Genomic DNA, 12,595 nt, shown 5'->3' with positions numbered 1-12,595 from the left:
AATCGGAAGCCCGGTTGGTTTTTGTTGTTTCTGTATAACAAAATCATGACATGCTTATGAGAAAGAGAAGAAAAACTGTATGCATAAAATTCCCTCCAAAGGAGATACTTTACACTGTACAGCAACTCCCGATAGGAGGGAACACTTTGACAAGAAATAAAGTAGAAATTTGCGGTGTTGATACAGCTAAACTTCCAGTACTCAAAAATGATGAGATGCGTAAATTATTTCGAGAAATGCAAAGTGGAGAGACAAGTGCAAGAGAGAAATTAGTGAATGGAAATTTACGACTTGTATTAAGTGTCATTCAACGATTTAACAATAGAGGAGAATTTGTGGATGATTTATTTCAAGTTGGCTGCATTGGACTCATGAAATCCATTGATAATTTTGATTTAAGTCAAAATGTTAAATTTTCAACATATGCTGTGCCGATGATTATTGGGGAAATACGAAGATATTTGCGCGATAATAATCCAATCCGCGTGTCTCGTTCATTACGGGATATTGCCTATAAAGCATTGCAAGTAAGAGAGAAATTAATTGCTGAAAACTCCAAAGAGCCAACAGCAATGGATATTGCGCAAGTTCTTGATGTTACGCATGAGGAAATTGTATTCGCGCTTGATGCAATTCAAGATCCAGTTTCATTATTTGAGCCAATTTATAACGATGGGGGAGACCCTATTTTTGTAATGGATCAGCTGAGCGATGAAAAACAAAAGGACGAGCAGTGGGTTGAAGAACTAGCACTAAAAGAAGGAATGAAACGACTCAATGATCGAGAAAAGATGATTATTCGAAAGCGTTTTTTTCAAGGAAAAACACAAATGGAAGTTGCAGAAGAAATTGGAATTTCCCAAGCACAAGTATCAAGGTTAGAGAAGTCAGCGATTAAACAAATGAATAAGACAATTCAAGGCTAAGGTTTCCCCGTTTATGGGGAGACCTTTTTTACATATAAATTTGTTTATCCGCTATTTTAAGGTAGTAAGAGTTGGAGAGAAACAAGAAAGATAGATGGGAATAGGCTTTTCGTTAGTAGCGGATGAAAGAATCCTTCACGGTTGAAAGTTTCGCTTTATATTCCGCTCATAGAGAGAATGTAGTGTTCATATAATGAGAATAAAATGGATTTTCTATCAGTGAAGGCTACTTCCTGTTCATGAGGGAAAAGGAGTGAATCATAATGATCAGAATTTCAGAATTTCAGATGAAAGATGTCGTAAATGTTTCGGATGGTAAAAAACTTGGAAATATTGGTGACATTGATATAGATATGCATACGGGGAAAATTCAAGCTGTTATTATTTCAAAGCAAGCACGTATGCTAGGGTTATTTGGTAGAGAAGAAGAGATTGTTATTAATTGGAATAAAATTGTGAAAATCGGTGAAGATGTCATACTTGTAAGAGCAGATCATGTCAATTCTGTAACAGAATCAATACAAACACCGACAATTTCTTAAAGAATATTACAAATTCCTCTTTTTTTTATATTGTCATTATGGAAAAATAAAAGTATGGTAAAATAGACAGGAAGTACCATGATTTTTAAGCTATTTTAATGAAGAAGGAGCCGCTTTATGAGAGAACCATTTAAATATGTGGACGGTATATTGTATTTACAAGCATGGGAAGATCTTGGGAACATTACTGCTGGCTTTACAACAAAAGATGGTGGAGTAAGTACAGGCTCCTTTCATGCGATGAATTTAGGATTACATGTGAATGATATCATTGAGAATGTTCATGAAAATAGACGTATTTTAGCAAATAAGTTACATCAGCCATTAGAAAATTGGATTTGTTCAGAACAGGTTCATAATCATCATGTAGAAAAAGTGGGACATGAAGAAAAAGGGCGCGGAGTTTATGTATATGAAGATGGAATTCCAAAGACGGATGGTATCTATACAGCTGATAAAGATGTATGTTTAATATCTTGTTATGCTGATTGTGTGCCTCTCTTTTTCTATGCACCTTCACATGGTTTAATAGGTCTTGCGCATGCCGGATGGAAAGGCACTGTGAAAGAAATTGCGAATGAAATGATTCAAAAGTGGAAAGCTGAGGGCGTTTCTACTACTGACATTCATGTTGCAATTGGACCTGCGATTGGAGCATGTTGCTATGTTGTAGACGATCGTGTTTTATCAGCAGCAAAACAAATTATAAATGGATCTGTTCCTTATAAAGTCATTTCAGCTGGACAATACGCGATTGATTTAAAAGAGATAGATCGTATAGTATGCTTACAAGCTGGCATAAAAGAAGAACATATTGTGATGTCATCTCTTTGTACAAGCTGTGAAGAACAATTATTTTTCTCGCATCGCCGCGACCAAGGAAAGACAGGAAGAATGTTGAGTTTCATAGGTTTTAAGGAGGATTGAAAAACAGTGACAGTACAAGAGAATTTAGCAGTGATACAGGAAGAAATGAAACAAGCATGTGAGCGAGCTGGACGCTCCATCCATGATGTGAAACTTGTTGCAGTAACAAAAACGGTTGGAATTGAAAAAACGAATGAGGTAGTAGAGGCCGGAATTGCTGATTTAGGGGAGAATAGAAATGAAGGATTTTTACAAAAATATGAGCATTTTGGCTCACAAGTCAATTGGCATTTTATCGGTTCCTTACAAACGAGAAAAGTAAAAGAAATTATTAGTCATATTGACTATTTGCATTCGTTAGATCGTCTTTCTCTTGCAAGAGAGATTCAAAAGCGTGCTACAAAGCCTGTTAAATGTTTTATACAAGTGAAAACATCGCGTGAAGAATCAAAACAAGGGTTACAAGTTGAGGAACTTATTGAGTTTGTTCATGCTTTGAAGGAATTTGATAAAATTGAAGTTGTTGGTTTGATGACAATGGCACCATTTACGGAAGATGAAGCAGAAATACGCGGCTGCTTTAAAACGCTTCGCATGTTGCAACAGCAAGTACAGGAATTAAGACTTTCGTATGCTCCATGCAAAGAGCTATCAATGGGAATGTCGAATGATTATACAATTGCGATTGAAGAAGGTGCTACATATATTCGTTTGGGAACGATTTTAGTAGGAAAAGCATAAAAGGAAGGAGAATGTATTATGAGTTGGTCAAAAGTGAAGTATTTCTTTTTTGACACGCCAGAGGAAAAAGAAGCAGCTCAATATGCTTACGAAAAGGAGCAAATAGAAATGAAAAAACAGCAAGAACCTCCAGAACAACAAGACGTACCATTTACAAAAGTACAACCAAAACAAAATGTCGTAAGCATTGAAACAGCAAAGCAATCTTCTAAAGTTGTTTTGTTAGAACCGCGTACGTATTCAGAAGCACAAGGGATTGCAGACCATCTAAAAGGAAAGCGTGCTGTAGTCATTAATTTGCAAAGAATGTCTACCGATCAAGCAGTACGCATCGTTGACTTTTTAAGTGGTACTGTATACGCTATAGGCGGGGATATTCAAAAGTTAGGACCAAAAACATTTATGTGTACACCTGAGAATGTGGATATTGTTGGAGCAATTTCCGAGTTATTCGGTGAAGAGGAAGAGACAAATATAAAGAGGTGGTAATACGCCATGTTTATAATTTTAAAAGCTTTGCTCTTAGTCATTCAAATTTACTCCTGGGCGCTTATTGTCTACATTCTTCTAACTTGGTTTCCAGGCGCTAGAGAATCAGCAGTCGGTGACTTTTTAGCACGCATTTGCGAACCGTATTTAGAGCCATTTCGGAGAGTGATTCCACCGCTTGGTGTAATTGATATTTCTCCGATCGTTGCAATTATTGCATTAAAGCTTGCTAGCAGCGGCTTAGTCACTTTATTTGGCTACTTTTTATAAGATAGGTTGCATGCATGAGCATTTACGAACATTTTAGGCCTGAAGAGGCCAGTTTTGTTGATAAAGTGTTGGAATGGGAACGAGCAGTAGAAGAGTACCATCAAGTAAAATTAACAGATTTCCTTGATCCGCGTCAGCAACAAATTGTAACTACAATAGTTGGACAGCAAGGAGATGTTTCTTTACAATTTAATGGTGCAGCGCCAAAAGCGGAGAGAAAAAGGGCACTTATTTATCCAGATTATCTTGCTTTAAATGAAGAAGAATTTCAAGTAGAAGTATTAGAAATTGATTATCCTTCCAAATTTTATACGCTTGAACATAGACAAATACTAGGTGCACTTATGTCCCTTGGTTTAAAGAGAGAAAAGTACGGTGATATTTTTATTCAAGAAAATCGTGTCCAAATCGTAGTCGCAAAAGAAGTTGTTTCTTATATTGAAATGAACTTACAATCAATTGGAAAAACAAAGGTTTCTCTCTTCAGTGTATCAGCAGAGAATGTTTTGCAATTGCAGGATGAATGGAGAGAGCAATTTGGAACTGTTTCATCACTACGCTTAGACGTCGTGTTAGCTGAAATCTTGCATCTATCACGTCAAAAAGTACAACCCCTTATAAAGAATGGGCTTGTAAAAGTGAATTGGAAAGTTGTAGATCAAACTTCATATGAATGTCTTCCAGGAGATATTCTGTCGGTCAGAGGACATGGAAGAAGTAAATTGTTTTCGGTCGACGGAAGAACGAAAAAAGACAAATGGCGAGTTTTGTATGGTATACTAAAATGATTGATTTTTTAGAAGGAAAAAACTCTTATTTTGTCGAAGAAAAGATATAATTAAAAGAGGAAAATTTAGATAACTACTTGGAGGTGGCTTTTGTGCCGTTAACACCATTAGATATTCATAATAAAGAATTTAGTCGCGGATTTCGTGGCTATGATGAAGATCAAGTGAATGAATTTCTTGATCAAGTCATTAAAGATTATGAATTAGTCATTCGTGAAAAGAAAGCTTTAGAAGAGAAGGTTGCTCAATTAGAAGGAAAGCTAGATCATTTTTCTAATATTGAAGACACGCTAAATAAGTCTATTGTTGTAGCACAAGAAGCGGCGGAAGAAGTAAAACGCAATGCACAAAAAGAAGCAAAACTAATCGTTCGTGAAGCAGAAAAAAATGCGGATCGAATCATTAATGAAGCGTTAGTGAAATCAAGAAAAGTTGCTTTTGATATTGAAGAGCTAAAGAAACAAGCAAAAGTGTTTCGTACTCGTTTCCGCATGTTGCTAGAAACACAGCTTGAAATGTTAAACAACGACGATTGGGACAAGCTCATCGAATTAGAAGACGAAGTGGACGAACTGTTGAAAAAAGAAGAAACAGTGTAAACTTGACGTTTTTCTCATTATTACATATAATTTTAAACAACATATTGATTAAGAAAAACGAAGATAGGGATAAGTACCTTTTTCACCCCTTATAAAGCGAACTGAGGATGGTGTGAGCTCAGGATAAGGAGATAAATGGGAAATCACCCTGGAGTTCCGCGCTGAAAAAATGAGTAAGCGTAGGCGTATATTCGCGTTAAGGATATAAAGTGAATCATGTGCATACGTATATGATTTAATAGGGTGGTACCGCGGGAGACTTTCTCGTCCCTTTTGGGATGTGAAAGTCTCTTTTTTATTTCGTTTTTAAGTCTTTTTATGATACATGTAAGGAGGAATTGAGCATGGAGTACAAAAATACATTACTAATGCCAAAAACAGAGTTCCCAATGCGTGGGAATTTACCAAAACGTGAGCCTGCAATACAAGAAAAATGGGCTGAAATGAACATTTATGAAAAAGTACAAGAACGTACAAAAGGACGCCCTTTATTCGTATTACACGATGGTCCTCCATATGCAAATGGTGATATTCATATGGGACACGCACTAAATAAAGTATTAAAAGACTTTATTGTACGCTATAAATCAATGACTGGTTATTGTGCTCCTTATGTTCCAGGTTGGGATACGCATGGTTTACCAATTGAGCAGGCTTTAACGAATAAGGGAGTAAAGCGTAAAGAAATGCCGGTCGCAGAATTCCGTAAATTATGTGCGGAATATGCATACGAACAAGTAAATCGTCAGCGTGAACAATTTAAACGCCTTGGTGTACGTGCGGATTGGGATCATCCATATATTACTTTGGAACCAGCATATGAAGCACAACAAATTAAAGTATTTGGAGAAATGGCGAAAAAAGGCTATATCTATAAGGGACAAAAACCTGTTTACTGGTCTCCAACGAGTGAATCTGCTTTAGCTGAGGCTGAAATTGAGTACAAAGATAAAAAATCAGCATCTATTTACGTTGCATTTGAAGTGAAAGATGGAAAAGACGTATTAGAAGGTGACGAGAAATTTATTATTTGGACAACGACGCCTTGGACATTGCCAGCTAACTTAGGTATTTCTGTTCATCCAAAACTTGAATATAGCATCGTTAAAGTAAATGATGAAAAATATATCATTGCTTCTGACCTGTTTGATACAGTAGCAAAAACATTAGAATGGGAAAACCCTGAAGTTGTTAGAACAGTAAAAGGTAGTGAACTTGAATATACAGTTGCAAAACATCCATTCTATGACCGCGATTCTTTAGTTATGCTTGGTGAGCATGTAACAACAGATGCTGGTACAGGTTGTGTACATACAGCACCTGGACACGGGGAAGATGATTTCATTGTAGGGCAAAAGTATGGTCTAGAAGTTCTTTGTCCAGTTGATGATAAAGGCGTATTAACAAGTGAAGCACCTGGATTTGAAGGTTTATTCTATGATAAAGCAAACAAACCAATTACGGAAAAATTAGAAGAAGTTGGCGCGTTGCTGAAATTAACATTTATTACGCATTCATATCCACATGACTGGAGAACGAAAAAACCAATTATTTTCCGTGCAACAGCACAATGGTTTGCATCTATTGAGGCATTCCGTAGTGAATTATTACAAGCTGTGAAAGAAACAAAATGGGTACCAGCGTGGGGAGAAACTCGTCTTCATAATATGGTTCGTGACCGCGGTGACTGGTGTATTTCTCGTCAACGTGCATGGGGTGTACCAATTCCTGTGTTCTATGCAGAAAATAATGATCCAATTATTACAGATGAAACAATTAATCATGTAGCAAACTTATTCCGTGAACATGGTTCTAACGTATGGTTTGAACGCGAAGCGAAAGATTTACTACCAGAAGGATTCACACATCCATCTAGTCCAAATGGTGAATTCCGTAAAGAAACAGATATTATGGATGTATGGTTTGATTCTGGCTCTTCTCACCAAGCTGTATTAGAAGAACGTGACGACTTGCAACGTCCAGCTGATTTATATTTAGAAGGATCTGACCAATATCGTGGTTGGTTTAACTCTTCATTATCAACAGCTGTTGCTGTAACAGGTAAAGCACCATATAAAGGTGTGCTAAGCCATGGCTTCGTACTTGATGGTGAAGGTCGCAAAATGAGTAAATCAATCGGAAACATTGTTGTACCGAAGAAGATTATGGACCAACTAGGTGGAGATATTTTACGCCTTTGGGTATCTTCTGTTGATTATCAGTCTGATGTACGTATTTCAGATGATATTTTAAAACAAGTTGCAGAAGTATATCGCAAAATCCGTAACACATTCCGTTTCTTATTAGGAAACTTAGCTGACTTTAATCCAGCTCAAGATGCAGTAGCAAAAGCGGAACTTCGCGAAGTGGATCGCTATATGTTAGTGAAATTAAATGACTTAATTACGAAAGTGAAAGAAGCGTATGAAACTTATGACTTTGCGGCAGTATATCATGCAATTCATAACTTCTGTACAATCGATTTAAGTTCATTCTATTTAGATTTTGCAAAAGATATTTTATACATTGAAGCGGCAAATCATCATGATCGTCGTGCAATTCAAACGGTGTTATATGATGTTCTTGTTGCGTTAACGAAACTTGTAACACCGATTTTACCTCATACAGCTGATGAAGTGTGGCCATATATTCCAGGTGTTACAGAAGAGAGCGTACAATTGACAGATATGCCAGAAGCTATCGAATTACAAGATGGGGAAGCGTTAAAAACAAAATGGGATGCATTTATGACGCTTCGTAGTGACGTATTAAAAGCACTAGAAGTGGCGCGTAATGAGAAAGTGATTGGTAAATCATTGACGGCTAGCATTACATTATTCCCAACAGCAGAAATGAAAGAAATGTTAGAATCTATTCAAGAAGATTTAAAACAACTATTTATCGTTTCTGAATATAAACTTGGTGGAACGATAGAGGAAGCGCCAGCAGATGCACAAAAATATGAACATACGGCAGTTCTTGTTACACAAGCAAACGGTGAAACTTGTGAACGTTGCTGGGTTGTTTCGGAAACAGTTGGCAACGATAACGAGTATAAAACATTATGTGAGCGTTGCGCGACTGTTGTAAAAGAGAATTATGTAAAATAATAATACAAAAAACTGATCGCTTATATAGCAGTCAGTTTTTTTATATCGTTTATGTTATAACAAGTACAAGGTTACTTATGAAAAATGAATGAAACAGCATAGAAGAACTTCCTATGAAGGAAAAATGTGTGTGCGGTAAGTAAGTGGAATTCGGATACACTAACGGTACATTGCAGCTAGGAGGAATGTACACGTGAATGAAATCTATATGGATATAAAACGAGAATTACAAGTAATGAGAAAAGAATTACAGGAGCGATTGGCAAAGGAAGTAAGTCGCACATATGAGATGGAATTTGGACAAGAACTGGGATATGAAATACAACTGGATGCAAAGAAGAAATTGCTTTTACATGATATAAGAGAAGACTTAAAAGATGTTGAGCGAGCATTATTTAAAATGGAGATTGATATGTATGGCGTTTGTGAAGAAACAGGAGAAATGATTTCTTTAAAACGTATGAAGATGTTGCCAACAGCTCGTACCATTTATGAATTTTTATATAAAAAAGTAAATGTGTAATTCGCACAACAATATTATAGTACCTTTTTTCATTTTATTTTATTCTTCTATAAAGGTTCGTTGTGAAAAGATAGCAGCTATGCTAAAATTTTGAGGTACACTGTCTTTGTGGGGGAAATAAAATGATATATTATTTAATAGCGTTATTTGTTATTGCTATCGATCAACTATCGAAATGGTTCATTGTCAAGAACATGGAATTAGGTGCAAGTATCCCAATTATCGATAATGTATTATACATAACATCACATCGAAACAGAGGAGCTGCTTGGGGTATTTTAGAAAACAAAATGTGGTTCTTCTATATCATTACAGTTGTTTTTGTAGGATTTATTGTCTTTTATATGAAGAAGTATGCAAAAACAGATAAACTGTTAGGGATTTCTCTCGGTCTTATTTTAGGTGGAGCGATTGGTAATTTTATTGATCGTGTATTTAGACAAGAAGTAGTGGATTTTATTCACGTGTATATTTTTTCATACAATTATCCGGTATTTAATATAGCTGATTCGGCTTTATGTATTGGTGTTGTATTAATTATTATTCAAACATTATTAGAAGGAAAGAAAATGAAGGAGTAATTGAATGAGTGAAGTAGTACAAGTAACAGTTGTAGAAGAACGGAAAAACGAACGGATTGATAAATTTGTTGCAAGTGTAAATCATGAGTGGTCACGCACACAAGTGCAACAATGGATTAAAGACGGCGTCATAACAGTAAATGGAAAGACGGTTAAAGGAAATTATAAAGTAAAAGAAAATGATGAAATTACAGTAACAGTTCCAGAACCAGAAGAATTGGATATTCGTGCCGAAGATATGAATTTAGAGATTTATTACGAAGATGCGGATGTACTAGTTGTTAATAAACCACGCGGTATGGTTGTACATCCAGCACCGGGGCATACGAGTGGTACACTTGTTAATGGTTTAATGTATCATTGTACAGATTTATCAGGCATTAATGGCGTCATGCGTCCAGGTATTGTACACCGCATTGACAAAGACACATCAGGCTTATTAATGGTTGCGAAAAATGATATGGCGCATGAATCTTTAGTAAATCAGCTAGTAGAAAAAACAGTGACGAGACGCTATCAGGCAATTGTGCATGGGGTAATCCCGCACGATAAAGGAACAATTGATGCGCCAATTGCTCGAGATAAGAAAGATCGTCAAAGTATGGCTGTTGATGAAAATGGTAAGCATGCAGTTACGCATTTTCAAGTGTTAGAACGATTTAAGGACTTTACACTTGTCGAATGTCGTTTAGAAACGGGACGAACACATCAAATTCGTGTTCATATGAAATATATTGGATACCCTCTTGCTGGGGATCCGAAATATGGTCCGAAAAAGACATTAAATTTGAATGGACAAGCGCTTCATGCAGGAATTTTAGGATTTAATCATCCGCGTACAGGTGAATATTTACAATTTGAAGCACCTGCACCAGCTATATTCGAGGAAACATTAAATATTTTACGGAAATAGTATTGACAAAATGAATAAAAACTGCGATACTAACAACAGTTAAATAATGATCCTTTAACACAGCCCCGTGAGGTTGAGAAGGTAACGGTTTGAAATATTTAGGGTATACTTGTACCCTTTTTTCAAAAGTCCTCTCGCACACGCTGGGAGGACTTTTTTTATACGATTCCTCTCACGTGCAAAAAAAGCTTGGAGGTGTAAAGCATGAAAGAAAAGGCAGTTGTTTTAGATGATCAAATGATTCGTCGCGCTTTAACACGTATTAGTCACGAAATTGTAGAGCATAATAAAGGTGTCGACCAATGTGTTTTAGTCGGAATTAAAACACGTGGGATTTTTCTAGCAAAACGTTTAGCAGAAAAAATTGGTCAGATTGAAGGAAAAGAGATTGAAGTTGGAGAGTTAGACATTACGCTATATCGTGATGATTTAACGCTACAATCTAAAGATAAAGAACCGCTTGTAAAAGGCTCTGATATTCCTGTAGATATTACAAAGAAAAAAGTTATTCTTGTAGATGATGTATTGTATACAGGGAGAACAGTTCGCGCTGCGATGGATGCACTAATGGACTTAGGAAGACCATCACAAATTCAGTTAGCTGTTCTTGTAGATAGAGGTCATCGTGAGTTGCCAATTCGCGCTGATTATGTAGGGAAAAATATTCCAACATCAAGTGAAGAACGTATTGAAGTTGATTTGCAAGAGACAGATCAAAAAGATCGAGTAAGCATATACGAAAAGTAAAGCCCTTTTAAATGTAGTCCTGTGAGGCTGCCAAAGGGTCTTGGCTTTCATATGTCAAATTTGCCATATGAAAGTATAGGACTCTTTGTGCACGGACACAAAGAGTTTTTTTATTGCAAAATTTTAAATTGAAGGAGGATATAACAATGGAGCAAAAGCCAGTGTTAGACATTCATGAAATACCGAAACCGGGAAGATGGTTATTTTTAAGCATACAGCATTTGTTTGCAATGTTCGGATCAACAGTGCTGGTTCCGTTTTTAACAGGATTAAATCCATCAGTAGCTTTAATTTCCAGTGGATTAGGAACATTAGCGTTTCTTCTTATAACAAAAGGGCAAGTACCTGCCTATTTAGGATCATCGTTCGCATTTATTGCTCCAATTATAACGGCAAAAACAGCGGGGGGGCCGGGAGCAGCAATGCTCGGTGGTATGCTAGCAGGACTTGTTTATCTCCTAGTTTCGCTAGGAATTAAAAAGTCAGGATCAGCTTGGATTATGAAGTTACTCCCTCCAATTGTAGTTGGTCCAGTTGTAATGGTTATTGGTTTAGCTTTAGCGCATACGGCTGTGAATATGGCAATGAATGATGTCGATGGAAAATATAGCTTTACACACTTTTCAGTAGCATTAGTCACATTAGTAATTACGATTATTTGCTCCATATTTGGAAGAGGATTCTTCAGTATTATACCGGTATTGCTTGGAATTATTGGCGGATATATTTTTGCATACTTTCAAGGGTTAGTCGATTTTAAGCCGGTAGCTGAGGCAAGCTGGTTCAATGTACCAGACTTTGTTGTACCGTTTGTAACATATACACCGGAATTTTCTTGGAAAATTATGCTTCTGATGGTTCCGGTAGCACTAGTAACGATTTCAGAACATATTGGGCACCAAATTGTACTTGGAAATGTTATTAATCGAGATTTAATTGCAAAACCAGGCTTACATCGTTCAATCTTTGGTGATGGTGTAGCGACATTAATAGCATCTGTAATTGGTGGGCCGCCGAATACAACATATGGTGAAAATATCGGGGTGCTAGCAATTACAAGAGCGTATAGTGTATATTTATTCGCTGGATCAGCAATCTTCGCAATCGTGTTTGGATTTATCGGTAAGATTTCAGCGCTGATTCATTCGATTCCAACACCAGTCATGGGCGGTGTCTCCATCCTGCTCTTTGGTGTCATCGCATCAAGTGGTTTACGTATGATGGTGGACGAAAAAACAGACTTAAGTGACAAACGTAACTTAATGATTGCATCTGTTATTCTTGTTATTGGTATAGGCGGTGCAGTGCTTCATATCGGAGAATCATTCCAAGTAGAAGGAATGGCGCTTGCAGCAATTGTAGGTGTATTGTTAAATTTACTACTACCAGAAATAAAAGAAAAACAACAATCTAAGCAGATTGCTTCATAAAAACGAACCTTTTAAATCAGTCTTGCGAGACAGAAAAGGGTGGCTTCTTTCTTGCACCCTAGTCTCGCA

14 protein-coding genes and 1 other annotated feature are annotated in these 12,595 nt (G+C 36.7%); all 14 genes read left to right on the top strand.

Annotated features, from left to right (window positions below; translation table 11 throughout):
* Positions 1-146 precede the first annotated feature (146 nt).
* The 14 genes from sigG (at position 147) to BCER98_RS12850 (ending at position 12,526) form a co-directional block, all read left to right on the top strand.
* Complete coding sequence (sigG, locus tag BCER98_RS12915; protein WP_012094993.1) at positions 147-926, top strand: RNA polymerase sporulation sigma factor SigG; 780 nt, start codon at positions 147-149, stop codon at positions 924-926.
* Between the two features lie 263 nt (positions 927-1,189).
* Positions 1,190-1,468 carry a YlmC/YmxH family sporulation protein gene (locus BCER98_RS12910; RefSeq protein WP_012094992.1) on the top strand — a complete coding sequence of 93 codons (279 nt, stop codon included), beginning with the start codon at positions 1,190-1,192 and terminating at the stop codon, positions 1,466-1,468.
* 117 nt (positions 1,469-1,585) lie between these two features.
* A complete protein-coding gene (gene pgeF / locus BCER98_RS12905) occupies positions 1,586-2,395 on the top strand; it encodes a peptidoglycan editing factor PgeF (protein ID WP_012094991.1) in 810 nt (269 codons plus the stop codon).
* Between the two features lie 6 nt (positions 2,396-2,401).
* On the top strand, positions 2,402-3,076 hold the full coding sequence (locus BCER98_RS12900; RefSeq protein WP_012094990.1) for a YggS family pyridoxal phosphate-dependent enzyme: 675 nt from the start codon (positions 2,402-2,404) through the stop codon (positions 3,074-3,076).
* A gap of 18 nt (positions 3,077-3,094) precedes the next feature.
* Positions 3,095-3,565: a cell division protein SepF gene (locus BCER98_RS12895; RefSeq protein WP_012094989.1), complete on the top strand. Its 471-nt coding sequence runs from the start codon at positions 3,095-3,097 to the stop codon at positions 3,563-3,565.
* Positions 3,566-3,571: 6 nt separating this feature from the next.
* Entirely contained in the window at positions 3,572-3,835 is a 264-nt protein-coding gene (locus BCER98_RS12890; RefSeq protein WP_012094988.1) for a YggT family protein, read from the top strand.
* Between the two features lie 14 nt (positions 3,836-3,849).
* Positions 3,850-4,623 (top strand): YlmH family RNA-binding protein, encoded by a 774-nt coding sequence (locus BCER98_RS12885; RefSeq protein WP_012094987.1) that lies wholly within the window; start codon positions 3,850-3,852, stop codon positions 4,621-4,623.
* Between the two features lie 92 nt (positions 4,624-4,715).
* Positions 4,716-5,222 (top strand): septum site-determining protein DivIVA, encoded by a 507-nt coding sequence (gene divIVA / locus BCER98_RS12880; protein ID WP_012094986.1) that lies wholly within the window; start codon positions 4,716-4,718, stop codon positions 5,220-5,222.
* Between the two features lie 51 nt (positions 5,223-5,273).
* Positions 5,274-5,497, top strand: a binding site (T-box leader).
* A 69-nt stretch (positions 5,498-5,566) separates the two neighbouring features.
* Positions 5,567-8,332 (top strand): isoleucine--tRNA ligase, encoded by a 2,766-nt coding sequence (gene ileS, locus BCER98_RS12875; protein ID WP_012094985.1) that lies wholly within the window; start codon positions 5,567-5,569, stop codon positions 8,330-8,332.
* 193 nt (positions 8,333-8,525) lie between these two features.
* Entirely contained in the window at positions 8,526-8,855 is a 330-nt protein-coding gene (locus BCER98_RS12870; protein WP_012094984.1) for a TraR/DksA C4-type zinc finger protein, read from the top strand.
* 122 nt (positions 8,856-8,977) lie between these two features.
* The gene (lspA, locus tag BCER98_RS12865) at positions 8,978-9,436 is read left to right on the top strand and encodes a lipoprotein signal peptidase LspA (RefSeq protein WP_012094983.1); all 459 of its coding nucleotides are present in this window, start codon (positions 8,978-8,980) and stop codon (positions 9,434-9,436) included.
* Between the two features lie 4 nt (positions 9,437-9,440).
* Positions 9,441-10,349, top strand: a complete 909-nt coding sequence (locus tag BCER98_RS12860) for an RluA family pseudouridine synthase (protein ID WP_012094982.1) — start codon at positions 9,441-9,443, stop codon at positions 10,347-10,349.
* 204 nt (positions 10,350-10,553) lie between these two features.
* Positions 10,554-11,096 (top strand): bifunctional pyrimidine operon transcriptional regulator/uracil phosphoribosyltransferase, encoded by a 543-nt coding sequence (gene pyrR / locus BCER98_RS12855; protein ID WP_012094981.1) that lies wholly within the window; start codon positions 10,554-10,556, stop codon positions 11,094-11,096.
* A 146-nt stretch (positions 11,097-11,242) separates the two neighbouring features.
* Positions 11,243-12,526, top strand: a complete 1,284-nt coding sequence (locus BCER98_RS12850; RefSeq protein ID WP_012094980.1) for a solute carrier family 23 protein — start codon at positions 11,243-11,245, stop codon at positions 12,524-12,526.
* The last annotated feature ends 69 nt before the right edge of the window (positions 12,527-12,595 follow it).

It is taken from the genome of Bacillus cytotoxicus NVH 391-98 (genome assembly GCF_000017425.1).
GTDB classification, from domain to species: Bacteria; Bacillota; Bacilli; order Bacillales; family Bacillaceae_G; genus Bacillus_A; species Bacillus_A cytotoxicus.
The sequence above is the reverse complement of the archived record's forward strand: the minus strand, read 5'-3'. Positions and strand labels throughout refer to the sequence as shown.

Bases quoted from the DNA above. Each gene is read 5' to 3' on its own strand.
- BCER98_RS12910 (WP_012094992.1), top strand. From the start codon at position 1,190: ATGATCAGAATTTCAGAATTTCAGATGAAAGATGTCGTAAATGTTTCG.
- pgeF (WP_012094991.1), top strand. From the start codon at position 1,586: ATGAGAGAACCATTTAAATATGTGGACGGTATATTGTATTTACAAGCA.
- BCER98_RS12895 (WP_012094989.1), top strand. From the start codon at position 3,095: ATGAGTTGGTCAAAAGTGAAGTATTTCTTTTTTGACACGCCAGAGGAA.
- BCER98_RS12890 (WP_012094988.1), top strand. From the start codon at position 3,572: ATGTTTATAATTTTAAAAGCTTTGCTCTTAGTCATTCAAATTTACTCC.
- BCER98_RS12885 (WP_012094987.1), top strand. From the start codon at position 3,850: ATGAGCATTTACGAACATTTTAGGCCTGAAGAGGCCAGTTTTGTTGAT.
- ileS (WP_012094985.1), top strand. From the start codon at position 5,567: ATGGAGTACAAAAATACATTACTAATGCCAAAAACAGAGTTCCCAATG.
- lspA (WP_012094983.1), top strand. From the start codon at position 8,978: ATGATATATTATTTAATAGCGTTATTTGTTATTGCTATCGATCAACTA.
- BCER98_RS12860 (WP_012094982.1), top strand. From the start codon at position 9,441: ATGAGTGAAGTAGTACAAGTAACAGTTGTAGAAGAACGGAAAAACGAA.
- pyrR (WP_012094981.1), top strand. From the start codon at position 10,554: ATGAAAGAAAAGGCAGTTGTTTTAGATGATCAAATGATTCGTCGCGCT.
- BCER98_RS12850 (WP_012094980.1), top strand. From the start codon at position 11,243: ATGGAGCAAAAGCCAGTGTTAGACATTCATGAAATACCGAAACCGGGA.